The sequence below is a fragment of the Corynebacterium sp. HMSC062E11 genome (genome assembly GCF_001811845.1).
Classification (GTDB): Bacteria; Actinomycetota; Actinomycetes; order Mycobacteriales; family Mycobacteriaceae; genus Corynebacterium; species Corynebacterium hesseae.
In genome coordinates, this window is sequence record NZ_KV806782.1 from 54757 (window position 1) to 81262 (window position 26506).

The following is a 26506-nucleotide window of genomic DNA, read 5'->3' on the forward strand; positions in this document are numbered from 1 at the left end:
GAACAGGCTCCGACATTGCTATCCTCCCGAGTTTTCAACTACATTTTCTCTCATTTTAGCAGCTCATAGCACCAATCCCAAGGGCGTTTTCCACCTCGAGAGGAACGTTCAGGGCGTGCATTTTGCTAAACTTCATCAATAAGTTTTAACTATTGTCTAGCCGCCCAATGTAAGGAGCTCGCCGCCCAGCAATGCTTTCCATCGACGCCGATTATGGGCATTCCACGCCCCTTGGACACCTTGAGAAAGATTTCGCTTCGGGCCATGTTTATGGCCTTGCCGGACCTAATGGTTCAGGTAAATCCACGTTGCTCGCAACGCTCGGCGGTGAGCTTGCGCCTCTCGAAGGCTCAGTGGAGTGCGACGGCCATCCCGTCGGCACGAAGGAGCAACCGGGTGCTGTACTTACGGTGGCTGAGCCGGTTTTCCTCCCCGACCTCACCGTGGGCGAGCACCTGGACTTGATAGGAAAGGCGACAGGGGTGGACGTCGCCAAGCTCTGCGAACTCTGGACGCTCGATCCTCTCCTTCCGCACCCCGCCTCGCGTCTGTCCTCGGGCCAGCGCCAGCGCGTCTTTCTGGCAGCACAGCTGTACCAGCCGGCGCGCGCAGTGCTTATCGACGAGCCCGAGCGCCACCTCGACGCCACCTGGACCGAGTTCCTCGCAAGCGAATTGCGCTACCTAGCTGACGAGGAGAATCGCTGCATCGTCGTGGCCTCGCATTCCGACACGATCACCCAGGCCTGCGACGAGGTGGTGCAGCTGTGATGCGCGTACTGTCCCGGCTAGGTGATGGTATTTGGTATCTCATCCTCGCCGGCATCGTCTTCGGCTTCGGTTATACAGTCTGGCAAGAAGTCGGCGCAGTCCTGCCTATCATCCCGGCCCGCATCGCGCTAACTAGCGTCGCCCCGATTGCCGCCGTCGTGGGACTGCTCACGCTTATGGTGCTCACCGAGGTTCTCTATCCCCTGCGCGCGCTATCCCGGGAACGTTGGGTGTACGTTGACCGCCCGCGCGGCAAGCTCCGCGGTACGGACTGGATCACATGGACGCAGCTGATCGGGTTCGGGGCCTTGGGCCTCGGCATCTGCGTGTCCACCGGGCTATCCCCGTGGTTCGCGCTGGCAGTCCCGGCCCTGCGTTTCGTCGTGGGGTGGCGCTCGTTCACGCTGGCTTCGCTTCTCAGCGCTGGGCGCACGCGCCTAGTCGGCGGTTCTGGCCTTGGCCTGCTTGATTCGGAAGTCACCTCTGATGCCATTGCGAGCCAGTCCGCCTGGATTCCTCGTCGCGCCCATGCGCCCTCCACGTTGACGGGCCTCTTCTTCCGTCGTCTGGGACGACGGTGGTACATCGGCGTCGGTGCGCTCGCGGCCCTCGGCTTGTCGTTGGGGTTCGCCCCACAGCTCGGGGCGCTGGCCATCGTCGGCTTCATGTCCGCGTGGAGCATCGTCGGCGCGGCGGTTGGGCGCGCCGCCTCCTTCGGCCGCGTCAGCGACGATGCATGGCCCGACTGGGGCCTTCCCCTTATCGCTTCAGTGGGCACGGCACTCCTTGGTACCGGTGTCCTCCTCTTGGTGTGGAAGCTCTCCGCCATCGCAGTGGTGCTCATCATCGCCGGTCTTAGCTGGGTGTCGTTTAAGCGTTCCCGCCCGGCACAGGTAGACAGCATGTCCATGCTGGACAGCGGCGGCTTCGGTGTCTCCTTCTCCCCCGAGGTGCTGCACTACATCACCCGCGGCGCCCTCGGCCTTGGCGTGGCGGCCCTTGCGCTGGGGTATTAGTCGGGGCTAGTCTTTCGGACATGAAGATTTTTTCCTAATTCGACGTCACTCTTTACGCGACCTACTCGAAGGTGGATTTCTTCATGCCTATTTCTTTTTCTCATCTCACCGTCACCTGGCCCGACGGCACCCCTTGTTTCACGGACCTCACCGGCACGTTTTCTTCCCACTTCACCGGACTGGTCGGGGCGAATGGTTCCGGAAAATCAACGCTAGCCAAGGTGCTTGCTGACCTCATTGCCCCGACTTCGGGAACGGTATCCGCGGGTTCAGTCCTCTATGTCGACCAGGATTTAGGCCTCCATACGTCTAGCACCATCGCCGATGTCTTTGGCGCGACCGAAGTCCTCAACGCCATTGCCCGCATTGAGGCTGGCGAATACTCGGAAGAGCTCGCCGCCACTGTTGGTGAGCAGTGGGACTTAGCAGAACGTATTGAAGCAGCTCTCGACGCTGCGGGTATCCCCTTCCCCTTAGAGCGCACTATCGGAACACTGTCGGGTGGTGAAGCGGTGACCGTGGCACTGACCGCCGCATTCTTCCGCAAGCCGGATTTCCTCATCCTCGACGAGCCCACCAACAACCTGGACTCCTCATCACGCCAGCGCCTGCTCGAGCTCATTCGCACCGCGCCGATGCCGGTTCTCGTCGTCTCACACGACCGCGAGCTCCTCGCGCACGCGGATAGCATTGCGGAGCTCTACCACGGAACACTTCGCGAGTTCGAGGGAAACTACTCCTCCTACCGCGCAGCGATTGATGCCGAGCAGGATTCCGCGCAGGCCAAGGTCCGAGAGACCAAGGCCGAACACCGCAAACAAATCCGCGAGCGCGCCGCCATGCAGACCCGCATTGCGCGCGATGCCCGCCGCGGCAAGAACTTCGCCGCCTCGAAGCGCAAACCCGGCATGGCCATGGGCTTGGACAAGAACCGTTCTGAGCGCTCGGCCGCTGGGCGTTCTCAACAGGCCAACGATGCAGTGGCTGCCGCCCTGTCGGCTCATGACAAGGCACAGCGCGCGCTTCGCGACGACACCCATGTCCACATCGACCTCCCCGGCACTGAGCTGCCCGTGGGCACCCGCGTGCTGGTCAGCGATCTGCTCAGCATTACTGGCCCTGAGCGTGTTCGCCTCGCCGGGCCCAACGGCAGCGGCAAGACCACCTTCCTCAACCGCATCGCCCGCGGCGACGTCGAGTACGCGCTGCCCTGCGGATACATCCGCCAACGCATCGTCCTGCCTGAGGAGAAGTCGGTGCTCGACATCGTGCGGGAGGCCAACCCCAACGCGGACCCGCAGTTCCTGCGCGACCAGCTGGCCCAAATGCTCTTTATCAACGACAAGATCCACCAGCCAGTGGGCCAGCTTTCTGGTGGCGAGCGCTTCCGCGTCGAAATCGCCCGCGTCTTGCTCAGCGACCCAGCCCCGCGCTTTCTGCTTCTCGACGAACCGACAAACAACCTCGATATCCCCACCACCGATTGGCTGATTGAGGTGCTCACGAGCTACCGCGGGGCATTCATCCTGGTCAGCCACGACGAGCACGTGTGCGAGCAGCTCAACCTCACAACGACCGTTTCCATGGATGACTACAACTCGCTCCGTGAAACGGAATACCTTCTGCGTTCCCCTCGCAATGCAGAGCGACTACGTAACTCCATCGACCAGCTGAAGGCATCTGACAAAAGGCATCAGTCATAAGGCGTTTTCACGGCCCAAAACGCCTTTTGCGCATTGCAGATGGCGTTTTTACACCCAAAGATACCTTTTATCAGACGCCTTTTGCGGGACGCCCCTTGTGAGGCGCCCTTTGTGAGGCGCCACAAGGAGGGACAGCGAGCTAGCTGACGAGCGCCTGCGCGGCAGCGCGGGCGCCGGCGATGACGGCGGGCACGCCGACTCCATCGGCCCAAGCGCCGGCGGTGGCGATACCGGGGACGTCGGCAAGCGCGGCACGCACGGCGGCAACGGTAGCCAGGTGCTTTTCGTCATAGCGGGGGATGCCGCCGAACCAGCGCTGCGTGTAGATCTCCTCCACGCCGGCGGCGCGGCCGTCGAAGCCGGTGATCTTCTGCAGGTCATCAAGGGCATAGTCCACCAGGTCATCCTCCTCCGCGCGCACGAGGGCGTCATCGCCGAAGCGGCCGAAGGAGGCGCGCACGAGGAAGCCTTCGCGCTCGTTCAGGTGCGGCCACTTATTGGATGAGAGCGTGAAAGCCTTGGCGCGCACGCCGGGCTCGTCAGAGGCGACGAGAATGCCGGTGGCCTCCGGAAGGGAGTTGCCCTCCGGGTCCGTGGCGGAGGCGAAGTTGAAGCCGACGACTACAGAGGAGGCCAGCTGGACAGAAGACAACTCCTGGGCGGCCTCCGGAGCCACGGCCTTGAGCAGGCGCGCGGTCGTCGGAGCCGGGGTGGCAAAGAGCACGCGGTCGAAGGGGCCGATATCCCCCGGCGCGCCCTTGACCTCAAAGGCATCACCCTTACGCGTCACGCCCGAGACGAAGGTGTCCAGGTGGATCTGCGCGCCGGACTTCTCAGCCAGGGCTTCGTAGAGCTCGGCGTAGCCACCCTTGAAGGTGCCGAAGACGGAGCCTTCGGCCGGGCTGCGGCCGGACTCGATCTGTTTGATTGCCGCCGACAGGGTTACCGGGCCCTCTTTCGCCAGCGAGTCCAGCGTGGCCGCTAGGTGCGGAACCGTGGCGCGGAGGCCCAGGTCATCGGCCGTACAGGAGTACACACCGCCGAGGAGCGCGGAGACCACGTGGTCCACCACGTCATCGCCGTATTGCTGGCGCACGAGCTTGCCCACGGAGACATCCCCGCCGACTTCCCACTCAAAGGGCTGCTCGTTGGTGATGCGCTCATTGGTGGCAGCGGAGAAGAAGTCCTGCGGCGCGGAAGGAATACCCATGACACCGCCTTTCGGCAGGAAGTGCAGCTCGCCGCCGGTATACACGCGGGGGCGCAGCTGACTGTTGGGTTCCACGAAGGAATCCTCCAAGCCCAGCTCCGTGAAGAAGTCCACGGCATCTTGGCGGCGGCGGATGAAGGCCTCCGCGCCCATGTCCGTGGGGCCGCCGTTGAAAGCCACGGTGTGCAGCTTGCCGCCGATGCGATCGGCCGCCTCGAAAACATAAACCTCATGGGAGCCCTCAGTGTTGTGCTTGAGTTCCCACGCGGCGGTGAGTCCCGCCAGTCCAGCACCAATGATCGCGATTTTCATTTAGCCCTCCTCGTGGATGATGGCGACGGCGCGGGTGATGGCGTCGGCGTCGGTAGTCGGCAGAACCCCGTGGCCGAGGTTCCAGATGTGTCCCTTCACGTCGCCACGCTCCCTTGCGCGGGCGACCTCTGCCTTGATGATGTGCACGCCCTGGCGCACCGCCTCCTCGCCGGCAAAGAGCAAGGCTGGATCAAGGTTGCCCTGCAGGATGTCTGCATCGACGCGTGCCGCGGCGGCATCCATGCTCACGCGGTAGTCCACGCCCAAGACCTCCGAACCGGCCTCCGACATCGCGCCGAGCAACTCGCCGGTTCCCACGCCGAAGTGAATGCGCGGCACGCGGCCCTCCGCGGCTTTAAGGATCTGCGTTGAATAGGGCAGAACAAACTCGCGGTAGTCGCGCTCGTTGAGGTAGCCCGCCCAGGAATCAAAGAGCTGCATCGCATCGATGCCCGCTTCCAGCTGAAGCTGGAGGAAAGAGATGATCGTCGGGGTCAGGCGCTCCATGAGCTGGTGCCAGGTGTCCGGCTCGGAATGCATCAAGGCCTTGGTGCGCTCATGATTCTTCGAGGGGCCACCCTCAATGAGGTAGCTGGCCAAAGTGAAAGGCGCACCGACAAAACCGATGAGTGCCTGCTTGTCGGTGAGCTCGTTCAGAATGATCTCGATGCCCTGGCGCACCTCGGGCACGTCGACGTCGAGGATAGGCAGGTTCGCCACGTCCTCCTTGCTGCGCACGGGCGCATCCATGACTGGGCCGCGTCCGGGGACGATTTCCACGCCGACGCCCGCGGCCTTGAGCGGGACGACGATATCGCTGAACAAGATGGCCGCGTCGACGTCGTGGCGGCGCACTGGCTGCAGGGTAATCTCCGCCAGCAGCTCCGGCATGAAGCAGGAATCCAGCATGCTGATTCCCTCACGGACCTTGCGGTACTCCGGCAAAGAACGCCCCGCCTGGCGCATGAACCAGACGGGCGGACGGGACGGGGTGCGGCCGGAAGCGGCCTCAATAAGCGGCGCGGCAGACAGACGAGACATACCGTCCATTATGAATCAAAAGTTGGAGTGGGCGCCAATCAGGAATTCTGCGCCCGACGGGCCTTAATGAACGCCGTCGAGTCTGGATGAAAGAGGAAGAAGATTCCCACCATGAGCGCCATCGGAATGAGCAACAAGAGCAGCCCGCCCACGCCGGCAATCAGCGCCGCTATGCTGACGAACATGGCATAGGCGGAAACCGCGGTAATGATGCGGCGCGCCCACACCGAACCGTTTGCTAACTGCGCGGAGCACGCCGCAATGATGACAGCGCTCACCACATGAGAAATGGCAGCAAAGCGCGTATTGAAACGGATATAGCCCACCTGCTCTGGGCTGAGTTCGGGGTTGGTCACCGAGCCATAGGAGCCAAAGAGTCCCACCATTCCGGCGGTCAACATCACAACGGCGGCAACCACAAAGACCCAATAGGAGATGCGCAGCTGGGAAGGCCAGGTGGAAAGATCCTGCTCGCCCTGCTTCTTAGGGCGGCGCGGACGGCGATTATAGTCCGCGGGGCCGGGGCGGTCATTCATCGCTTGCCGTCCTTGTCTCTTTCTTTCTCCTTGTCCTTGTTTTTCTTCTCGCGCTCCTCCAGGTTTTCCTGACGGCGCTGCTCTTCCATCTCCTTGCGCATCTGGCGCATCTGTTCCATCTCGCCGGTGTACTCAAGAACTTCTTCCTTGGAGGAGAAGATCAAGCCCATGACGGCGGCCACGCCGACGAGGATCTGCACGCCGCCATCGAGGACGAACAGCCAGTCCGGAACGCTCGCCCCAGCGGGGCTGCTCATGAAGACGATGAGCACGCGGAAGGCGAAGTAGAGGGAGAAGGCGAACCACAGGCGCCGGCCGGTGCCGGCCGCCGAGGAGTTCTTGTGGATCAAGCCCAGCATGATGCCCAGCAGGACGACGATGGCGAGCGATATCAGCGAGCTGAACGCCACCGAGCCATAGCCCACGAGTTGCACGAGGGCATCGCTGACGTCCTGCCCAGACTTTTCCGCTGCGGACTCCGCGGTGGTGCGGGCCTGGGCAAAGAGCTCGTCCCGGTTCAGAAGGGTCAGCACGATGCTCAGGACTAGGTGCACCACCTCAAGCACCAAGGCAACGGCCCACACCTTGAGCATGAGGGAAACGGCTTCGGTGCGAGTGGCCTTCTCCTTATCCGGCTCCTTGTCCTGCTTCGCCGGCTTCTGCGCCGACGAAGCCGTGTTCGGGCTGAACGTCACGATTCTCCTTTTACTTGAGCAAGCGGGCGGCGTCCGTGGCGAAGTACGTCAGGATCTGGTCCGCGCCCGCGCGCTTGAACGCAGTCAAGGACTCCAGCATAACGGCCTCACCATCGATCCACCCGTTCTGGGCGGCTGCCTGAATCATCGCATACTCGCCGGACACCTGGTACACGGCTACCGGCACGGAGGAGCGCTCCACGGCACCGGCCAGCACATCGAGGTACGGCAGGCCAGGCTTAACCATGACGATGTCCGCGCCTTCCTCGATGTCCAGGTCCACCTCCAGCATGGACTCGCGGAAGTTGCGCGGATCCTGCTGGTAGGTGCGGCGGTCGCCCTCCAGGGAGGAGCCCACCGCATCGCGGAAGGGACCGAAGAAGGCGGAGGCGTACTTGGCGGAATAGGCCATGATGGCCACGTCCTCGTGGCCGGCCTCGTCGAGGGCCTCGCGGATGGCGGCAATCTGGCCGTCCATCATGCCGGAGGGGCTGACCATGTGCGCACCAGCGCGGGCCTGAGAGCGGGCCATGTCCTGGTAGAGCTCCACGGTTTCATCGTTGAGCACGCGGCCCTTGTCATCGATCACACCGCAGTGACCGTGCGAGGTGAACTCATCGAGGCAGGTATCCGCCATCACGATGAGGTCATCGCCGAACTCTTTGCGCAGCTCGGCAATCGCAACGTTGAGGATGCCCTGCGGGTCCCAAGCCACGGAGCCGGTTGCATCCTTGTCTTCCTCACGCGGCACACCGAAAAGGTCAACGCAGGTCACGCCGGCGTCAAGTGCCTCGTGGGCGGCGCGCTTGAGGGAATCCAAGCTGTGCTGCGCCACTCCCGGCATGGAGGGGATCTCGCGGGCTTCATCCAGACCATCGACGACGAACATCGGGAGGATGAGGTCGGAGGGGCGCAGCGACGTTTCCGCAACCAAGTCCCTAAAAGCCGGGTTCTGACGCAGGCGGCGGGGGCGGCGAGCAATGCTCATGAGTAAAAACTCTCCTTTGAGCTACGAGAAAATCAAAAGTACTTTCTCGACTCTAGTCGCCCCTAATCTGCCTTCCCAGCAGTGGTCGACGCCGACTTCTTGCGCGAGCGGCGCTTCTTGCGCGGAGCAGGCAGGTTGCCGGCGGCGCGGAGGGCGGCGACGTGGTCAGCGAGGGCGTCGACAAGCGTCGGCACATCCGCAACCTCCGGGACCACGTCCACGCGCAGCCCCACCTCCTCGGCCGCCGCCTTGGTGGAGGGGCCGATGCACGCGATGATGGTCCGGGCATGGGGCTTGCCGGCGATGCCGACGAGGTTGCGCACCGTCGACGGCGAGGTAAAGGCCACCGCATCGAAGCCACCGGACTTGATCATGTCGCGGATCTCCGCCGCCGGCGGGGCCGCGCGCACGGTGCGGTAGGCCACCACGTCATCGACTTCCCAGCCCAAGTCCAACAGGCCGTCCACCAGAGTCTCGCCGGCGATATCGGCGCGCGGCAGCAACACGCGGCCCACGGCGTCGATGTCCTCAACGTAGTTGGGGAAGACCTCCACGAGGCCCTCGGCATTCTGCTTCCTCGCCGGCGGCAGAAGCTCCGGGACCATGCCCTTGGCGCGAATCGCATCGGCGGTCTTCTGCCCCACCGCCGCCAGGTGCACACCGGCGAAGTCGCGGGCATCGAGGCCGAGTTCCGCAATCTTCTTCCACACCGCGCTCACCGCATTGACGGAGGTGAACACGACCCACTTGTAGCGGCCTTCGACGATGCCCTTGATGGCGCGATCCATCTGCGCCGGGTTGCGCGGCGGTTCCACGGAGATAGTGGGCACCGACTGCGGAATGGCACCGTGGCCAGCCAGGCGGGCGCTCATCGCCGCGGCCTGCTCCTTCGTGCGCGGCACGAGCACGCGCCAGCCATAGAGCGAACGGTTCTCCCACCAGGAGTACTTCGAGCGATCATCAAAGCTGCGGCCCAGCGTGACGACGAGCTCGCCCGGCAGCTCAGCGTCGAGCTTGCCCAGCGTGCCCAGAGTGGTCTCGTGGGTGCGCTGCAGACGGGTGGTTCCGTGGACGGTGACGTAGGCTTCCGTCTCCGCGGGCATCCCGCGCTCCACCAGCTCGGCGGAAATCACCGGCAGGTCATCTGCCGTGGCCTGCAAAACCAGCGGCTGCGTCGCAGAGGCCAGCGCGTCCCAATCCGCACCTTCGGTGATGTCGGCCTCGGTATAGGTCGCACCGAGAGCAATACCTGCAAAAGACGGAACCGTCGAAGGCAGGGACATGCCCGGGACCACCTGGAATTCCATGCCCGCATTGGCCACGGCGGTGATTTCCGCCTTGATGGACTCGCGGTTGAGCGGGTTTCCGGTGACCAGGCGGATCACGTCGTAGCCCTCTGCGCGCTCGAGTGCTGCACGCAGTTGCTTGACGACGTCCCCCTCGACCTCCTCAAACACCGCCGCCGTCGGCGGGGCTGGGCGTGGCGGCTTGCGGCGCGCGCCCGCTTCCTTTGCGGCGGCGCAGATACGCTCGTACTCTTCCTCGGCGGCGTCGAGAAGCTCCTGCGGAACCGGCACTTGCTGCGCCACCATGTCGCGCACGCCTTGTGAAACGGCGGCGTCGGTCACAACGTTGGCGGTCGTCTCCAGAACCTCGCGGGCGCGAACGGTCAGCAGGTCGGGGTTACCTGGGCCGGCACCGACGAAGACGACTTTGCCCAGATCAGACTTACCCAGCTCAGGCTGGGTATCCGGCACGGCATTGCTCATAAGGTTCTTTTCTAGTTTGTGGATTCCGAGTGCCCCGGCGCCACGCGTGGCGGGCGCGGGAAATGGAGACAAGAAAGCCCCTCACTCGCGAGTTAAGGGGGCCTAAATCATTGCTCTCAATGATTGTGTGCTAGATACACACTAAAGGAAAAGGCCCCAAAGCAAAAATTACGTGCGATTACTCCGCTGCCAGGAGGTCTGCAGCTCCCTGTGCGAAGAGCTCCTCGGAGACCGCGCGCCCCAATTCTTCTGCCTCGCTGGCCTCGCCCTGGGCCTGAGCGATGAGCTGACGAGAACCATCGAGGGCGAAGACTCCGCCGCGCACGACCAGTTGCTCGCCTTCCCAGTGAGAGACCGCGGCAACCGGCGCGGTGCAGCCGGCTTCTAGCCGGGAGAGCACGGTGCGCTCGGCGCGTGTGGCGGCGGTGGCGGGGGCGTCGGCAAGCAGGGCGATGGCCTGTGCAGCCTCCGTTCCTTTCACTGCCTCGATGGCCAGCGCGCCTTGTGCCGGGGCGGGCATGAAAACCTCCGGGTCGAAGACCTCGGTGGCGCGATCGGCATAGCCCGCGCGCACGAGGCCGGCGTAAGCCAGGAGGACGGCGTCGAGCTCGCCACCGGTGACCTTGCCCATGCGGGTGTCGATATTGCCTCGAAGTGGGCGAATGTCAAGGTCCGGGCGCAGCGCCCGCAACTGGCTGATGCGGCGCGGCGCGGAGGTACCTACGCGTGCGCCCTCCGGCAGCTCCTTGAGGGTCAGGCCATCGCGGGCGATAAGCGCTTCGCGGATGTCCTGGCGCTGCGGAACCACAAGGTCGAAGCGTTCGTCGGCAGCCGTGGGCAGATCCTTGAAGGAGTGCACCGCGATCTCGCACTCGCCGCGGGCAACGGCCTCACGCAGGGCCTGCGTAAATACGCCCACGCCGATGCGCTCCACGGGCGCCATGTTGACATCCCCCTGCGTGGTGACGATGTGCAGCTCTGCCTCATAGCCTGCCTGCTGCAGCCACTCCTGCACGTGCCCCGACTGCGTGGTGGCCAGGAGGGATCCTCGGGTGCCGATCGTCAACATCTATGCGTCCTTTTCTTCCTTAGTGCTTTCCGCGGCTTCCATCTGCGCGGCATCCGGCAGCTCCGCCACGTCAATGGCCACACCGCTGCCCTCTAGCTGGAGCCCAAAGAGTTCCTGCAGCGCGGTCTCGTGGCTCACCGTTCCGGAGTTGGCTGCGAGCTTCTTCGCACGAACCGTGGGCTCATGGAGCAGCTTATCTGCAACGCGCTTGAGAGCACGGTTGATGTCTCCCATCTGGCGCTCATCCAGCTCTGGGTGCTTCTGCTCCAGCCGCGCTACCTCGCACTGAACCAGGTTCGCTGCCCGCTTGCGCAGCGCCGATACCGCCGGGACGACGTCGCGGACGCGCTGCTCGGAAGCATAGGCTTCCAGCTCTTCATTGACGATGCGCCGCGCCTGCGCGTGGGGGCTGGTGCCGGCGGCAAGGTCAGTATCGGCCGCCTGCAAAGAATTACTCAGCCTCTCGATGTTAACGAGGTCGACCCCCTCGACATCTGCTACCGCATCATCGATATCGCGCGGCAAGGAGAGATCCACGAGCATGAGCTCGCGGTCGGCCACGTGGTAACGCTCGACGTCGGCCGCTGAAATGGTGAAATCCTGGGCGCCCGTGGCAGAAATCGCCATGTCCACATCGTGCAAAGCCTGGGCGCGGTGCGCGAACTCAACGACGTCCGCATAGACGCCCGCTTCATGGGCATGTTCCGCCACGCGCTGGGCGCGAGCCAGGGTGCGGTTCGCAATAACCAGGTGTGCTCCCAAGCGCCCCGCGTGGGTTGCCGCTAGCGAGGCCATTGCACCCGCCCCCAAGATCAGCACGCGCTTGCCGTCGAGATCCTCCGTGCCCATGCGGCTCAGGGCCTGATCGAAAGCGAAAGAGACCATGGAGGATCCCGCCTCATCGATCTCGGTTTCGGAATGCACCCGCTTGCCGGTGCGCAGCGCGGACTGGGCCAGCGCGTGGATACGCGGCCCGACGGTTCCCTGCTCGACAGCGAACTGATAGGCGGTACGGACTTGGCCGATGATTTGCTGCTCACCTACCACCATCGAGTCCAAGCCCGAGGCCACCATCATGAGGTGCTCAGCGGCGGCGTCGGCATAGCGAACATAAAGGTAGGAGCGCAGTTCCTCCTCCCCCACGCCGGAAACTTCAGCGAGGTTGCGCACGACATCCTGCACGCCTGTGTGGAAGGAATTGGTAACGGTGTAGACCTCCAGGCGGTTGCACGTGGAGATAATCATCGCCTCGCTCAGCGAACCCGCCGACACCATGGCCCGGCACGTATGGTTCTGCACGGTCTCGTCCATGCTCAGCTTTTCCAGCAGCGCCACCGGCGCCGACTGATGCGACATGCCCACGACGAGCACACTCATGCACTACCCTCCAGTTGTTTATCATCCCTTTGGATGACATAGATCATCCAAAAGACTACTAGCCTTCTGCTTGTTTCCGAAACTCGCGGGAACGCCAAAGAAAACTACTGCGCCAGCGCCTGCGCGAGCTCCTCATTGTCCACTTCCCAACAGGAGAATTCCTCCCCATCAATCACTACAACGGGGACGCGATCACCATATTCCATGGCCAGCTCCGCATCCTCATCCACCGTGCGCACGTTAAGCTCCGCACCAGACTGCTGAACCACCGGAGTAATCTGCTCGAGCACTCGCGCGCAGGAGCCACACGTAGTACGCACCATCAGTTCGACGACGTGGGACATAGAAACTCCTCGATAGGACGTAGAACGGTTTGCGGTTTACTATGGACACGTTAGTCTGCCCGCCCTATGAAAGCTGAACGCGTGCCCCTCCCCCTGCCTCCCGGTATGCCCGATTCTCCCCGCGAGTTCCTTGCCAACTGGACCGCAAGCAGGGGAAACCTACGTAACTTCTTGGAGCAACAGGCCTTTGCCCCGCTGGGTGAAGAGCACCAGCGGGCGGCAGGTGAGGCGTCGGCAGCTGCGGCGGTGGAACATCTCTTTGGCATTGACCTGGATGCGTTTTCCTCTGGCGTGGATTCCGTCCGGGGCTCCTTCGAATCGGCGGGTTCGCGCTCCATCACTGAGCCCGACCCGGACATCCCCCAGGACGTTGGCGCCGCCGCCTTCTTCGACGTGGATAACACGTTGATCCAAGGCTCCTCGCTCGTAGCCTTCGCGCTGGGGCTTGCGCGCCGCCGCTACTTCAAGCTTTCTGAGATCCTTCCCATCGCATGGAAGCAGCTCAAATTCCGCGTCTCCGGTTCGGAGAATGCCGCGGACGTAGCCGCCGGGCGCGTGCAGGCGCTCGAGTTCGTCAAGGGCCGCTCGGTGGATGAGATGGTGGCCCTGTGCGAGAGCATCGTGGACCAATCCATGGCACGCAAGGCCTACCCGGGCACAAAACAGCTGGCGCAGATGCACCTCGATGCCGGCCAGCAGGTATGGCTGGTTACCGCAACCCCCGTGCAGCTAGCGCAGATTCTGGCGCAGCGTTTCGGTTTCACGGGCGCGCTCGGCACCGTGGCGGAAGTAAAAGATGGCCGCTTCACCGGCCGCCTCGTGGGCGATATCCTCCACGGCTCGGGCAAGAAGCACGCCGTGGCAGCACTGGCTACCTTGGAGAACCTCGACCTTGAGCGCTGCACCGCCTACTCCGACAGCTCCAACGACGTCCCGATGCTCTCCATGGTGGGAACCCCCGTGGCCATTAACCCGGATTCCAAGCTGCGCGATATCGCGGAGGAAAAAGGCTGGCTCATCCGCGACTACCGCTCCGTGCGCAAGGCCGTGCGCACCTATGGCCTCCCGGCGCTGGCCACCGCGCTCTTTTCCTATGGAAGCTGGCGCATGGTGCGCCGCTAGCTACTGTTCTGCTGCTTGGTGCGCAGCATATCCATGCACATGACCGCACCGATGAGCCCCGCATGCTGCTGCGGGTCGAGCCCCGGCGCGATGCTGAGTTTGTAGGTATTCTTCCCGGCTAGGAACCGTCCCACGCCTGACCATTCGTTGCGGACCTCCGCCAGCGGCTGACCCTGGCTGGTAATCGTGATATTCCAATCCCAGACATCGCCTTCAATTTCAATCTCTGGGAAGCCTTCCATCTCCAAGGTCAGGCGCGTCTTTAGCAGGGAGAACTTCTTGGTCACCACTGCCATGGGCTTCTCGACGCCCGGCAAATACACCTCATATGTATCCCGCACGAAGTTCGGCGGATCCTTGATCACCATGAGCGGTTGCTGCGGATTGCCCTGCTCATCCGTGAAGGCAACCTCGAGGCTGCGGGAGGCATTGAAGAACATGTCCTTCATGCTCGACGACTGCACGATGGTGCCCACGGGCACGCCTTGTTCATCGGCGATCAGGAACTGATCCTGCATGAAGGACTTTGTCTGTGAGATAACCAGGTTGTCAAGGGTCAAGAGTCTAGGCAACATAGTTCGCCATCATACGTACGCAGCGGACGCCTGTGGGGCCGGAAGACAATACTCCCCACTGATGCAAAGAGGGCGCTTGTATGTCTCAAATACCTCGAGGAAATACCTACATTCCCCAGGTCATAGTAGATGTCCGGGGCGTGTTTTATAGTGCGCGTAGAACATACAAGCGACACCATAAACCTGGGGGACACCGTGAACACCGCCACTCAAACCGCCTACTTTTCCCATATGAACCCTGACTGCGCCCTCGCCGTGGAGCGCAGCGCCGCCCGCCGCGCGGACTATCGCTCTTGGGTAGCTGCCATGCCAGAGCTCGATGAGGATTTTGATGTTGCGTGCCAGAGGCTCGTCGCCAAGCTTGGCGTCGGTGACTACACCGTGAGTGAATGCTGCCTGGCCGTGCACCGCCTCACGGAGCTACCGCAGGTCAAGGCCCTGCAGGACAGTCAGTTTCTGTTGGACATGAAGGCACTCATCACCATCGACCGCACCCTGACGAAGCTCGGCAAGCTACCTCCGGAAACGCTCGCGCTTATCGACGATGCCCTGGTCGATTACTTCACCCCCACCTCCCCGAATCAGGTCTTCCCTACACCGGCGCAGATTGGGCGCAAGGTGCGCGATATTTGCAAGAGCATCAATAAAGCTTTTACCTTCCGCGATTCGCCGAAGAAGGACTCTTATACTTTTACCGATACTGGCAAGCGCGGCATCCTTGAGCTCAATACGGACAGTGCCACGGGGATGATTCTGGATGGCTACATCAAACAGGCAGCGAAGGAGAACGGGCTCTCGCAGGCTGATGCCCTAAAGAAGCTCATCGCCGGCAGCATCTCTCCGCCCGCGACCATCATTCTGCACACCTACCAAGCCAGTGATATCGACAACGCTCCCACCTTCATCCAAGGGTACGGATGGACATCGCAGGACATGCCCGCCACACGCACGCGCGACCTGTCCTCCCAGCCGCCGGAATCAGCCAGCTACATAGCTTCAGAGCTCATCCGCAAATATGTGGAAGGCCGCGATGGCACCTGCCGCGCACCGGGCTGCAACCGGCCCGCCTACCTATGCCAGATGGACCACCGCATCAACTATGCCGACGGCGGCGCCACGCACCCGCGCCACCTGGCCAGCCTGTGCCAACACCATCACAATATGAAGACTGATGGGCGCGCGCACTACATCATGGACCCACACACCGGGGATATGGTGTGGCTCTACGAGGATGGGACGTGGGCAACGACGGAGCCGACCGGCCCGCTGGCAAAGAAAGCGAAGCGTTGGGCACAGACGGTAGCCCAGAAAATCACGGCCACCCGCGAGCGCGCCCAAGAGGAAGCTGTCCAGCAGGAAGCTAAGGAAGCGCAGGCCGCTGCCAAGGAACCCCACACTCCAAGCGCACCGCAGGAAGACATTCCGTTCTAAGCGGCTCCGTCGTCTAAAACGACGTCGTGTGAAACGACGGAGAGGTCGTCTGAAATGACGGATAGAAAGGAGAATAGATAGCAGAAACTCCCCGCCACGATCCTAAAAAGGACCATGCGGGGAGTTGCAGGCGAAGCTTTACTTGCCCAGCTTACGACGCTGAACGCGGGTGCGGCGCAGCATCTTGCGGTGCTTCTTCTTGGACATGCGCTTGCGGCGCTTCTTGATGACAGAACCCATAGCAGGTTTCCTCACTTTCGGTATCAGTACGTACGTAACCCGGCCGGCAACGCCTGGAACAAAACCACCCACGGTGCACTCGAGGCGGTCCCCGCGAAACAGGGAGACGCAGGCATGCCAGTGCCGAAACGAATGTTCACTATCTTACCTAGCGGCCTGCCCAGCACCAAAACTAAGGGCAGCGCCCACCGCCGTGGACCGCGAGGGGTCCGCAGTGGTGGGCGCTGCCAGAAAGAGGTGAACGCTAGGCTCCGTATACGGAAGCCTCAAGGTATTCCTTGACGGCGGATTCGTGAACGCGGAACGAGCGTCCCACGCGCACGGCCGGCATGTCACCTGCATGAACCAACCTGTAGACCGTCATCTTGGAGACACGCATGATCTCCGCAACTTCGGCGATGGTCAGGAAAGTTCCCTTATCTTCATTCGTCATAGTTTATTTAACCCTTCAGCACGTGACGCGCTGTAGGCTTCCCCTCCCACAGGACTATCACGCACGCGCTCCTGCCAGCTTAGCGTGAAACCTGTGACTAATGCGACCCAAGAGCTAATTTTTTCCTCTTTCGCACCGCTGCTGCCCTTCAAGCCCGTGTGGCAACACGTGCCACAGGGCTCCCAGGGCGACGGGAAGTTTTAGGCAAGTTCCTGCGCACGCTGGGTGCAGGCTTCAGCGGCTCGGAAGAACGCACCCCGCAGGCCAGACTCCTCGAGCTCGCGAAGAGCGGCGGCAGTGGTTCCCCCCGGGGAGGTCACCCCTGCGCGCAAAGCAACCGGATCCTTGCCGGATTCAGCCAGCATCGTTCCGGCGCCTTGTGCGGTGCGGGTGGCTAGCTTCTCGGCAACATCGCGGGTGAGGCCGAGCTGCACGCCGGCGTCGATCAGCGCCTCCGTGACTAGGAAGTAGTAGGCGGGCGCGGAGCCGGCTAGAGCGGTAGCAGCATCGATGTGCTTCTCCTCAATGACAGCAACCTCGCCGACAGCCTCCAGGAGCTTGACCACGCCGTCGAGATGCTCCTCCGTCACGTGGGTGCCGCCCGCGCAGGTGCACATACCCTTGCCCACCAACATGGGGGTGTTCGGCATGACGCGGACGACCGGCACGCCCTCCCCAGCGGCCTTCTCCAGGGTCTCGAGAGTTAAGCCGGCTGCCATGGACACAACCACGGCCGTCTGTGGGATGTCGAGGCCCTCAAGAAGCTCCACGATGGCATAAGGCTTCACGCAGGCGAAGATGTAGTCGGCGCCGTCGATAGCCGCGGGGTTAACGCTCGTGACGCTGACGCCGTACGCGCTCTTCAGCTCCTCGCCGCGCTCAGTGCGGCGGTTGGTCACCACGATGTCCGCGGCATCATAGCCCGCATGCACCAGCCCAGAAACGAGGGCTTCGCCGATTTGTCCTCCACCAAGTACTGCAATTTTTGTCATGCTTTCCAGGGTGCCAGAAAGGCCAGGACGCGGCCACCAATCAACAGGGCTGCTCGCACGCTATCCTCACACATGCAAAAGGCATCTGCCAGAAGGCGTTTTCTGCCCTGAAGATGCCATTTACAGCAGGATAGATGGCGTTTTCAGGGGCAAAGATACCTTCTGGCAGATGCCTTTGAGAAGATGCCTTTTGGGCTGGTGCTTACATCACCACGAGCAGCGGGCCAAAGGTCAGCACGAGACCGGCCACGGCTGCGAGGAACATGGACAAACCGTCGCGGCTCGTGCGGAGTGCGTGGACGATTCCGACGATGACGCCGGTGACAACAACACCGAGTACCACGACGACCAAGCGGTCAAAGCGGTCCCAGAGAATCTCAAAGCCCTTGAACACGATGGCGCCGAGCACGATGCCCACGAGGGCGAGCAGGACGACGGCGAAGGGGTTGAGCTTGCCCTCGTCCTCCTCGTCATAGTCCTCGTCGTACTCTTCAACATCATGGTCGACTGCCTCGAGTTCACCCGTGGTAAAGGTGTCATCCTCGGCCTTGTCATCGACTTTGTCGTTGGCCTTTGGCTCAACCTTTTCCTCGGTCTTCAGCTCAGCCTTTGACTCGACCTTTGACTGGGCCTTGTCTTCAGCCTTCTTGGGCTCGTCCTTGACCTTCTGGATTACGCGCGTGTCCTCGTCAGAGGGCTGGGAAGGCTTGGACTCAGATTCGGTTGGCTTCTCCGCAGGGGCGGCGGAGTGAGACTTATCAGCGTCCTTCTGCGGGGCCTCCTGCTGAGGTGTCTCTTGCTGAGGCTTCTCCTTCTTCTCCTTCTTCGGCGCAGGAATAACCGGGGCCGGCTCATCGATGGAGACACTCGAGTGCTTAGCCTCCGCCGGAGTTGCCTTGACCTTTTCGAGATTGCCGGTCAGCTCCGCAACCGAGATGCCGCCTTCGTCAAGGCTCCGGCGATGGCGGCGCGAGCTCTTCTCCTCGCCAGATCGGTCCTTCGCGTTACGGGCCAGCAGCTCCGCAACTGTCAACTGTTTCTTGTCAGCCACGTTTCTTTCCTATTCCAGTCCCTTATCGGTACGGCGCAAAATGACACCTTCTCGGAGAGCCCAGGGGCAGATCTCCAACTTTTCGATTCCCAGGGCACGCATGCTCGCCTCCGCCACTAAAGCGCCGGCGACGATCTGATGCGATCGGGTAGAACTTACACCCTCAAGGTCCGCCCTGTCAGCTGCAGTCATACGGGAAATGAAGGAAATCAGCTGACGCAGGCCCGGCGCAGTGAGCGTGCGTTTCACATAGGGGCCCGCCGAAGACGGTGCAGCACCGGTCAATCGAGCCAGCGTGCGGAAGGTTTTCGAGGTACCCACGGCCAACCCGGCAGGGCCCAGCGCGCGCATTTTATCGGCGACGCCGGCCAGTTCCGCATCGATGTAATCCCGCAGCAGGTTCACCTTGGATTTTTCTGGCGGGTCGGTATCGAACCAGTTGTGAGTCAGACGGCCCGCTCCCAAATCGAGGGAGAAAGCCATTTCCGGATGCTCGTCGGTACCGGTGGACAGCTCCAGCGAGCCACCACCGATGTCGAGGTTGGTAATGCGGCCAGCGGACCAGCCATACCAACGGCGAGCGGCTAGGAAGGTCAACCGAGCTTCCTCCTCGCCCGACAAGATCTCGAGGCGGACGCCGGTTTGTTTCTCAACTTCGTCGAGAACCTTGGCCGAATTAGTGGCCGAGCGCACGGCAGAAGTAGCAAAGGCAATGAACTCGTCACAGCCCAGCTTGTTGCCCAACTCAGCGGCTTCCCCCACGGCGGAGATGAGCTTCTTCATGCCCTTCTCATGGATGTTGCCGTCTTTGTCTAGCTGTTCCACCAGACGCAGCGGGGTTTTCCAATCGCTCATCGGCGAAGGCCGCCCACCGGTTGCGGCATCGACCGCAACGAGGTGGACGGTATTACTTCCGACGTCTAATACACCTAATCGCACGCCTCTACAGTAGTAGGTCTACCGTGGGTAGGTGTGAATCGCCCGAAATCAAAAGAAGTTTACCTGGGTTTTCCGGCCTCCTCCCCCGCGGCGGCTTCCATTATCGCCGGCCGCGAAAAGGCCCCCGACTTCCCCAGAGAGTGGTTCGAATTTACGGATCCGCACGATCCACTCCACGTCTTTTCCATCGACCTGACCTGGCTCGAATCGCACTATGCCTGCCAGTTTGGGACGGAGAAGTGCCACGGCATCGATAAGCAACAGCCCGACGTCGGCTGCTGCGTGCACGGCGCATACATGGCCGATGAAACGGATCGAGAGCAGCTTCGCGACGCCGTCGCCCGCATGCCCGCACGTTTCTGGCAGCACCGCCCAGAGGGGGTAGATGAGTTCCTGAAGCACGGTGAACCCGAGGAGCTGGAACCGTGGCTGGAGTGGGATGAACTCGACGGCGATGATGGCGAGCCGGAACCGGCGCTGAAGACGCCGCTTGTCGCCGGCGCCTGCATCTTCGCCAACCGCGCCGGCTGGCCCACGGGCGCGGGTTGCGCTATCCATCAGTGGGCGCTCGACGCGGGGGAAGAGCTCACCGTGGTCAAGCCCGAAGTGTGCTGGCAGCTGCCGATTCGCCGGCACGAAGACTATGAGGAGCGCCCCGACGGGGAGGAAATCCTACGCACCACCATCGGTGAGTACGACCGCCGCGGATGGGGCAACGGCGGCGAGGACTTCGATTGGTATTGCTCGGCCGATCCCTCGTGCCACACCGCGGAAGAACCGCTGTGGAAGTCGCAGAAGACCGAGCTGATCGCGCTACTCGGCGAGGAGTGCTACGAAATCCTGGCCAAGCACTGCGAGGCCCGGGCGCGCTCCGGAGTCGAGTTCCCGCGGCACCCAGCGGACCCTGGCGCTTAAGCCTCGAACTTGTATCCCAGGCCGCGCACCGTCACGAGCTGCTGCGGGTGGGAAGGCTCGGCCTCGATCTTGGAGCGGAGGCGCTTGACGTGGACGTCGAGAGTCTTTGTGTCACCCACGTAGTCCGCGCCCCAAATACGGTCGATGAGCTGACCGCGGGTCAGCACGCGCCCAGAGTTGCGCAGCAGGTACTCGAGGAGATCAAACTCCTTGAGCGGCATGGAAACCGGCTCGCCGGCGACAAGCACGGTGTGGCGCTCCACGTCCATGCGCACGCGGCCGCCTTCCAGAATCTGCTCGTCGGGCTCCTCCTCACCGTGATCGGAAGAGGCATCGTTACCGCGGCGCAGCACCGCGCGGATGCGGGCGATGAGTTCGCGAGAGGAATAGGGCTTGGTTACGTAATCATCTGCGCCCAGCTCGAGCCCCACGACCTTGTCAATTTCAGAGTCACGCGCGGTCACCATGATCACCGGCACGGAGGATGTCGCGCGCAATTGCTTGCACACGTCCGTTCCGGACATGCCCGGCAGCATGAGGTCCAGCAAGACGATGTCCACGTGGTTCGCTGCGAACTGTTCTAGCGCGCTGGGCCCGTCCGGGGCGAGGAGAACGTCGAATCCCTCCTTTCGGAGGAGGAAGGCGAGGGGATCGGCCAGCGACTCTTCATCTTCAACGATGAGGATGGTGGTCATTGCGCTTTATCCTTTCGACGAGCGGCTACGCGCGCCACGGCGCGCTGTAAACCAGGGGCGGCGGAGCTGACGGCCCCGTCTTCTATATTATCCCGATGAATAAGATTATCTGCTGGCTTTTCTTCCGCGTAGATAGGGAGCTCGATTGTGAACGTCGAGCCAGTTCCGGGGCGTGACCACAGTTTGATATTGCCACCGTGATTAGCCACGACATGCTTCACAATGGCCAGACCAAGGCCGGTTCCACCGGTCTGCCGGGACCGCGCCTTATCCACGCGGAAGAAGCGCTCAAAGACCCGCTTCTGGTCTTCCGGGGCAATGCCGATGCCACGGTCGGTGACGCGGATGTGGACGACCTTTCCGCCGACAACCTTCTGCGTGACCGACACCGGCATCTCATCCGGCGAATAGTGGATGGCATTTGAGATGAGGTTGGAAATCGCCGTGACCAAGAGGGACTTGTCCCCCATGACCTGGACCCCCTCGGAATCACCGCGGGTGAGCTGATTGTGGTGGGAATCGGCGGCAAGCTGGTTGCGGGTAATGGCCTCATCGATGATCTCATCGAGATCGAGCGGCTCCATTTCCGGGAGCGCCTCCGCGCCCTGCAGTTTAGACAAGGAGATGAGCTCGCTGACCATGTCGGCCATACGCGCCGCTTCCTTCTGCACCTTGCTGCCGAAATACTCGACGTGCTCGGGATTCCCGGTGTCCTCAAGGAGGGCCTCAGCCAGCAGCGCGATGCCACCCACCGGGGTTTTCAACTCGTGGGACACGTTGGCCACGAAGTCACGGCGGGCGGATTCCATGCGCACCGACTCGGACTCATCGGTGCCGTAGACGATGACGAAGCGATCGTCGTTCAGCGTCAGCGGCTGGACCACCGCACGCACCTGAATCACGCGATTTCCGGTGCGCCGCTTCGGGATAGAAAGGTCCAGCGTTCGGGTCTCTTTATCCTCGAAAACCTCCTGCGCAACTTTCCACAGATCGGGGTTCACCGCCCGGTCGTGCACCATCGACATCTCATGGGAGGCAGGGTTAGAAAAGATGATCTCTTTGGAGCGCGAGAGCACGGCCATCCCGGCTGGAGAGCCGGACACGGCGAGGTGCAAGACCTGGCTAACGCTGGTGACCTGGTTCGCATCCGCATCACGGACGCGGCGGCGTACCAGGCGCTCGCGGACCCGGGTAATCACCGGTATGGCCAGGCCGCAGGCCACCACGCCGGCCAGGAAAGCTAGTACCAGTTCCACAATCATTCACGCCCCTACAAAGAATCCCCAAGGAGTATAGGCTCCTTGGGGATCGTGCGCAGCACGTAGCGGTTTTCGGCTACTTCTTGCCACCCTGCGCGGCCACGGCGGCGGCACCGGCAGCGGCAGCCTCCGGATCCAGGTAGGTGCCACCCGGGTTCACCACGGAACCGTCTTCAGCGATCTCGTAGACCAGCGGGATGCCCGTCGGGATATTGAGGCCGGCGATCTCCTCATCGGAGATCTGATCCAGGTGCTTGACCAGCGCGCGCAGGGAGTTGCCGTGTGCGGCGATGAGAACGGTCTCACCCTTCTTGGCGCGCGGGAGGATCTCCTCCTCGAAGTAAGGAACGAAGCGCTCGACGACATCCTTCAGGCACTCCGTACGCGGAACCTGATCCAGGTTGGCGTAGCGCGGGTCACCGGCCTGGGAGTACTCGGCGCCGTCCTCCAGCTCCGGCGGCGGGGTGCCGTAGGAGCGGCGCCATGCCATGAACTGTTCCTCGCCATACTTGTCCTTGGTCTCGGCCTTGTTGAGGCCCTGCAGTGCGCCGTAGTGGCGCTCGTTCAGGCGCCAATCGCGCACGACCGGAATCCAGTGGCGGTCTGCGGCATTAAGCGCAATGTTGGCCGTGCGGATGGCGCGGCGCAGGAGGGAGGTATACACGACAGTCGGCAGAATGCCCTGTTCCTTGAGCAGCTCGCCGCCACGCTTGGCCTCACCCTCACCCTTGGCGGTGAGGTTGACATCAACCCAACCGGTGAACTGGTTGGACTCGTTCCATTCGGACTGTCCGTGTCGAAGTAGAATCAGCTTTCCGTTACTCATAAACACCAGCATGCCACGTTTTTTGGCCGCTTGCCTGTGAACCCGGGCACATCACCCCTAACTGTGGGTTTATGCCCGCTTATGTGGGATTAATATCCGATTGCCCGGCGCGCGTGACAGTCCGGAATCTCAATACTCATCGCGTCGGCGTAGATGTTCTCCAACTGGGCGGCAGCCGCCGCCCAACTAAACTGCTGGGCGTGATCGACGGCGGCTTCGCCCATGGCGATGCGGCGGGGGTCGTCGTCAAGCAACTGCTCCAGCGCATCCGCCCAGTCCTGCGCCGAATGCGTGTGGACGAGCAGGCCAGTATCGCCGTCCGCAACGGCGATGGGCAAGCCTCCGACGGCCGCCGCCACGACGGGTGTTCCAGAAGCCTGGGCCTCCATGGCCACCAGCCCAAAGGACTCGTTATAACTGGGGACCGCAACAATATCCGCGGCCTGATAGATGGCCACGAGCTCCTGCGGCGGGCGCGGGCTGAGGAAACGCACGACGCGCTCCACCCCCAGCTCGCGGGCCAGATTGTGGTAGGTATCCGGCGAGGAATTCGCCCCCGAGGCGCCACCACAGATGACCACGCGCAGGCGGCGATCCGGATCGCGCTCCATCAGCTCCGCCGTAGCGCGAATGAGCACGTCAGGGCCCTTGAATTTTTGCAGGCGGCCCACGAACGCCACCACCTTGGTGTGCAGCGGGATGCCCAGCTGGCGGCGCGCACGCTCCGTCATGCGGTCGGTGCCCGGGGTATAGAGCTCCGTGTCCGCACCCGGGGAGACCACAACGATATTGTCCGGCGATGCATCGTAGTGCTCGATCAGATCGCGGGTCTCCTGGGCTGTATTAACCACCAGGATGTCAGCGTTATCCACCAGCTGCTGCTCACAGATGCGGCGCGCCTCAGTCTCTGGGGTGTCATCGAGCGTGCGGTGCACGTTCTTCACCGCGGCCAGCGTGTGCGCGGTGTGGACGAGGGGAATGTCCCACAGATCACGCAATAACCAGCCCACCTGACCGGAGAGCCAATAGTGAGAGTGGATGACGTCATAGTCCACCTCAAAACAGCGCGCGAAGTTATAGATCCCGCCCGTAAACGCAGCCAACTGGGTGGGCAGCTCTTCCTTGCTCAAGCCCTCATAGGGCCCCGCCACAATGTTGATGACGCGCAGGCGCTCCTCGACGCCCACCACCTCACCCTGGCTGGGGCGCGTGGCGCGGGTAAAAATATCGACCTCCACGCCGCGGCGTGCGAGCTGGCGAGCAGTATTGAGAACGTAGACGTTCATGCCGCCCGCATCCCCGGAACCGGGCTGCTCAAGGGGCGAGGTATGCATGGAAATCATCGCGATGCGCATAATTTCCCAGTGTATCCCGAAACGACCCGCGTTATACTGGCCCGTACCTTAACCTACGCGACCGAAAGGTGAATCGATGTCGGCATACGAGTCCAAGGCGTGGCTCCAGTACTACCCAGAGTGGACACCACACAGCCTGGAATACGGGGACACCACGCTTCTCGACGTTTACGACAACAACCTCGCGCTCCACCCCGACAAGCCGGCAACCTACTTCTTCGGCCGCACACAAACCTACGCCGAGCTGGACAAGCAGGTCCGCCGCGCCGCCGCCGGCCTGCGCGCCTTCGGAGTGCGCCCGGGGGACCGCGTAGCCATCGTCGCCCCCAACTGCCCGCAGTTCATCGCCTCCTTCTGGGCCGTGCTCAAGCTGGGCGCCATCGCGGTTTTACACAACCCTCTCTACACTGCCCACGAGCTGGAGGGCCTGTTCCAGAACCACGGCGCACGCATCGCCATTTCCTGGGATAAGACGGCCTCCACCTTGGAGAAGCTGCGCCCGACGACCTCCCTGGAGACCGTCGTCTCCATCAACATGATCAACGCGATGCCGACTCCGCAGCGCTTGGCCCTGCGCCTGCCTATCCCGCCACTGAAGTCCAAGCGCGATCAGCTCACCGCCCCGGCACCGAACACGGTGCCGTGGGAGTCCCTCGTTGGCAACGCCATTGGCGGCGATGGTTCTGACGTCCTCACCCCGGAGGACGTCACCAAGGACACCACCGCGCTCATCCTGTACACCTCCGGCACCACCGGCAGCCCCAAGGGCGCGGAGCTGACCCACGGCAACCTTTTCTCCAACCTGCTCATGGGCAAGCACTGGGTCCCAGGCCTGGGCGATTCCCCGGAGCGCATGCTCGCTGCGCTCCCTTTCTTCCACGCCTACGGCCTGACCATGAACGCCACCTTGGCGCCGCTCATCGCCAGCGAATTGGTTCTGCTGCCGAGCCCGCAGATGCCGCTCATCATGGATCTCATGAAGAAGCACACCCCGACCTGGGTGCCGGGCGTGCCAACCCTGTACGAGCGCATCGTGGCGAAGGCGGAAGAAGATGACGTCTCCCTGGACGGCGTGCGCGCGGCCTTCTCCGGAGCGTCGACCCTGCCGGTCAATACCGTGGAGAAGTGGGAGAAGTACACCGGCGGCATGCTCGTGGAGGGCTATGGCCTGACGGAGTGTTCGCCCATCATCGTGGGTAACCCGATGAGTGACGCCCGCCGCCCCGGCTACGTGGGCATCCCCTTCCCGGATACCGAGATTCGCATTGCCAACCCGGACAACCTTGATGAGACCATGCCGGATGGCGAAGAAGGTGAGGTGCTGGCCCGTGGCCCGCAGATCTTTAAGGGCTACTTCGGCGATGAGGAAGCCACAGAGAATGCCTTCCACAATGGCTGGTTCCGTACGGGTGATATGGGCGTGATGGAGGAAGATGGATTCATCCGCCTGGTCAGCCGCATCAAGGAAATCATCATCACCGGCGGATTCAACGTCTACCCCGGTGAGGTTGAGGAAACACTGCTGGATCACCCAGACGTGGCGGAGGCAGCCGTGGTGGGCCGCCCGCGTTCGGACGGCTCGGAAGACGTCGTGGCCTGCATCGTGCTGAACGACGGCGCCGCGCTCGACCCCGAGGGCCTCAAGGACTACTGCCGCGAGCGCTTGACCCGCTACAAGGTGCCGCGCACCTTCTACCACTTTGAGAAGCTGGCCACCGACCAGCTGGGAAAGATTCGCCGCCGCGAGGTTCAGGCGGATCTGCTCGAGCGCCTCAAAGCGGAGAAGTAGCACTCCATAGCCCCGGAACCGATCCCTGCGTGATAAACGCACATCACCGGGGCT

At 62.6% G+C, this 26506-nt stretch carries 26 protein-coding genes; 7 read left to right on the top strand and 19 right to left on the bottom strand.

The genetic code is table 11. The features are described 5' to 3' along the window. The first annotated feature begins 191 nt into the window (after positions 1-191). The 3 genes from HMPREF2822_RS03625 to HMPREF2822_RS03635 all read left to right on the top strand — a co-directional run bounded on the left by HMPREF2822_RS03625 (position 192) and on the right by HMPREF2822_RS03635 (position 3489). Positions 192-770, top strand: a complete 579-nt coding sequence (locus tag HMPREF2822_RS03625; RefSeq protein ID WP_070521071.1) for an ABC transporter ATP-binding protein — start codon at positions 192-194, stop codon at positions 768-770. Beyond that, positions 770-1786: an ABC transporter permease gene (locus tag HMPREF2822_RS03630; RefSeq protein WP_070521074.1), complete on the top strand. Its 1017-nt coding sequence runs from the start codon at positions 770-772 to the stop codon at positions 1784-1786. Before HMPREF2822_RS03625 ends, HMPREF2822_RS03630 begins: the two co-directional genes overlap by 1 nt. Before the next feature lie 83 nt (positions 1787-1869). Further along, the gene (locus HMPREF2822_RS03635) at positions 1870-3489 is read left to right on the top strand and encodes an ATP-binding cassette domain-containing protein (RefSeq protein WP_070521078.1); all 1620 of its coding nucleotides are present in this window, start codon (positions 1870-1872) and stop codon (positions 3487-3489) included. Positions 3490-3628: 139 nt separating this feature from the next. Here the strand turns inward: HMPREF2822_RS03635 and HMPREF2822_RS03640 are convergent, their stop codons facing one another. The 9 genes from HMPREF2822_RS03640 to HMPREF2822_RS03680 form a co-directional block, all read right to left on the bottom strand. Further along, a complete protein-coding gene (locus HMPREF2822_RS03640) occupies positions 3629-5011 on the bottom strand; it encodes a protoporphyrinogen oxidase (protein WP_070521081.1) in 1383 nt (460 codons plus the stop codon). After that, positions 5012-6052, bottom strand: coding sequence for a uroporphyrinogen decarboxylase (gene hemE / locus HMPREF2822_RS03645; protein WP_070521083.1), 1041 nt, complete (start codon positions 6050-6052; stop codon positions 5012-5014). It abuts the gene before it with no gap. Positions 6053-6090: 38 nt separating this feature from the next. Next, the gene (locus HMPREF2822_RS03650) at positions 6091-6588 is read right to left on the bottom strand and encodes a tellurium resistance protein TerC (RefSeq protein WP_070521085.1); all 498 of its coding nucleotides are present in this window, start codon (positions 6586-6588) and stop codon (positions 6091-6093) included. Then, positions 6585-7283, bottom strand: a complete 699-nt coding sequence (locus HMPREF2822_RS03655) for a hypothetical protein (protein WP_070521089.1) — start codon at positions 7281-7283, stop codon at positions 6585-6587. The genes HMPREF2822_RS03650 and HMPREF2822_RS03655 overlap by 4 nt, the downstream gene beginning before the upstream one ends. A 10-nt stretch (positions 7284-7293) precedes the next feature. Further along, entirely contained in the window at positions 7294-8271 is a 978-nt protein-coding gene (hemB, locus tag HMPREF2822_RS03660) for a porphobilinogen synthase (protein WP_070521091.1), read from the bottom strand. 62 nt (positions 8272-8333) lie between these two features. Further along, positions 8334-10040, bottom strand: a complete 1707-nt coding sequence (locus HMPREF2822_RS03665) for a bifunctional uroporphyrinogen-III C-methyltransferase/uroporphyrinogen-III synthase (RefSeq protein ID WP_070521093.1) — start codon at positions 10038-10040, stop codon at positions 8334-8336. A gap of 178 nt (positions 10041-10218) precedes the next feature. After that, positions 10219-11109 carry a hydroxymethylbilane synthase gene (gene hemC / locus HMPREF2822_RS03670; RefSeq protein WP_070521096.1) on the bottom strand — a complete coding sequence of 297 codons (891 nt, stop codon included), beginning with the start codon at positions 11107-11109 and terminating at the stop codon, positions 10219-10221. Beyond that, the gene (locus HMPREF2822_RS03675; RefSeq protein ID WP_070521098.1) at positions 11110-12486 is read right to left on the bottom strand and encodes a glutamyl-tRNA reductase; all 1377 of its coding nucleotides are present in this window, start codon (positions 12484-12486) and stop codon (positions 11110-11112) included. It abuts the gene before it with no gap. Positions 12487-12590: 104 nt separating this feature from the next. Beyond that, positions 12591-12830, bottom strand: a complete 240-nt coding sequence (locus HMPREF2822_RS03680) for a glutaredoxin family protein (RefSeq protein WP_070521099.1) — start codon at positions 12828-12830, stop codon at positions 12591-12593. A gap of 66 nt (positions 12831-12896) precedes the next feature. On the opposite strand from HMPREF2822_RS03680, the gene HMPREF2822_RS03685 reads away from it, so the two are divergent. Next, on the top strand, positions 12897-13952 hold the full coding sequence (locus HMPREF2822_RS03685) for an HAD-IB family hydrolase (RefSeq protein WP_227485605.1): 1056 nt from the start codon (positions 12897-12899) through the stop codon (positions 13950-13952). On the opposite strand, the gene HMPREF2822_RS03690 is transcribed toward HMPREF2822_RS03685, so the two are convergent. Then, positions 13949-14527 (bottom strand): LURP-one-related/scramblase family protein, encoded by a 579-nt coding sequence (locus HMPREF2822_RS03690; protein WP_070521105.1) that lies wholly within the window; start codon positions 14525-14527, stop codon positions 13949-13951. The genes HMPREF2822_RS03685 and HMPREF2822_RS03690 overlap by 4 nt on opposite strands. A 195-nt stretch (positions 14528-14722) precedes the next feature. Here HMPREF2822_RS03690 and HMPREF2822_RS03695 point away from each other — a divergent pair, with 195 nt between their 5' ends. Next, complete coding sequence (locus HMPREF2822_RS03695; RefSeq protein ID WP_083306806.1) at positions 14723-15958, top strand: HNH endonuclease signature motif containing protein; 1236 nt, start codon at positions 14723-14725, stop codon at positions 15956-15958. Positions 15959-16096: 138 nt separating this feature from the next. On the opposite strand, the gene HMPREF2822_RS12905 is transcribed toward HMPREF2822_RS03695, so the two are convergent. The 5 genes from HMPREF2822_RS12905 to HMPREF2822_RS03715 form a co-directional block, all read right to left on the bottom strand. Beyond that, the gene (locus HMPREF2822_RS12905; protein WP_003855542.1) at positions 16097-16198 is read right to left on the bottom strand and encodes a 30S ribosomal protein bS22; all 102 of its coding nucleotides are present in this window, start codon (positions 16196-16198) and stop codon (positions 16097-16099) included. A 244-nt stretch (positions 16199-16442) separates the two neighbouring features. Beyond that, positions 16443-16631, bottom strand: a complete 189-nt coding sequence (locus tag HMPREF2822_RS03700) for a helix-turn-helix domain-containing protein (protein WP_010189818.1) — start codon at positions 16629-16631, stop codon at positions 16443-16445. Positions 16632-16831: 200 nt separating this feature from the next. Beyond that, positions 16832-17623 (bottom strand): pyrroline-5-carboxylate reductase, encoded by a 792-nt coding sequence (gene proC / locus HMPREF2822_RS03705; protein ID WP_070521108.1) that lies wholly within the window; start codon positions 17621-17623, stop codon positions 16832-16834. A gap of 202 nt (positions 17624-17825) precedes the next feature. Beyond that, a complete protein-coding gene (locus HMPREF2822_RS03710) occupies positions 17826-18674 on the bottom strand; it encodes a hypothetical protein (protein WP_070521111.1) in 849 nt (282 codons plus the stop codon). A 9-nt stretch (positions 18675-18683) separates the two neighbouring features. Then, positions 18684-19613: a Ppx/GppA family phosphatase gene (locus HMPREF2822_RS03715; RefSeq protein ID WP_083306442.1), complete on the bottom strand. Its 930-nt coding sequence runs from the start codon at positions 19611-19613 to the stop codon at positions 18684-18686. Between the two features lie 33 nt (positions 19614-19646). On the opposite strand from HMPREF2822_RS03715, the gene HMPREF2822_RS03720 reads away from it, so the two are divergent. Next, positions 19647-20528, top strand: coding sequence for a DUF3109 family protein (locus HMPREF2822_RS03720; RefSeq protein ID WP_070521118.1), 882 nt, complete (start codon positions 19647-19649; stop codon positions 20526-20528). On the opposite strand, the gene HMPREF2822_RS03725 is transcribed toward HMPREF2822_RS03720, so the two are convergent. The 4 genes from HMPREF2822_RS03725 to mshA form a co-directional block, all read right to left on the bottom strand. Next, complete coding sequence (locus HMPREF2822_RS03725; protein WP_070521121.1) at positions 20525-21223, bottom strand: response regulator transcription factor; 699 nt, start codon at positions 21221-21223, stop codon at positions 20525-20527. The genes HMPREF2822_RS03720 and HMPREF2822_RS03725 overlap by 4 nt on opposite strands. Beyond that, positions 21220-22485, bottom strand: a complete 1266-nt coding sequence (locus HMPREF2822_RS03730; protein ID WP_070521124.1) for a sensor histidine kinase — start codon at positions 22483-22485, stop codon at positions 21220-21222. Before HMPREF2822_RS03730 ends, HMPREF2822_RS03725 begins: the two co-directional genes overlap by 4 nt. A gap of 73 nt (positions 22486-22558) precedes the next feature. After that, entirely contained in the window at positions 22559-23308 is a 750-nt protein-coding gene (locus HMPREF2822_RS03735; RefSeq protein ID WP_070521289.1) for a phosphoglyceromutase, read from the bottom strand. Between the two features lie 89 nt (positions 23309-23397). Continuing rightward, positions 23398-24663, bottom strand: a complete 1266-nt coding sequence (gene mshA, locus HMPREF2822_RS03740; protein WP_070521128.1) for a D-inositol-3-phosphate glycosyltransferase — start codon at positions 24661-24663, stop codon at positions 23398-23400. Positions 24664-24739: 76 nt separating this feature from the next. Between mshA and HMPREF2822_RS03745 the strand changes: the two genes are divergently transcribed. After that, the gene (locus tag HMPREF2822_RS03745) at positions 24740-26452 is read left to right on the top strand and encodes a long-chain-fatty-acid--CoA ligase (RefSeq protein WP_070521131.1); all 1713 of its coding nucleotides are present in this window, start codon (positions 24740-24742) and stop codon (positions 26450-26452) included. Positions 26453-26506: the final 54 nt, after the last annotated feature.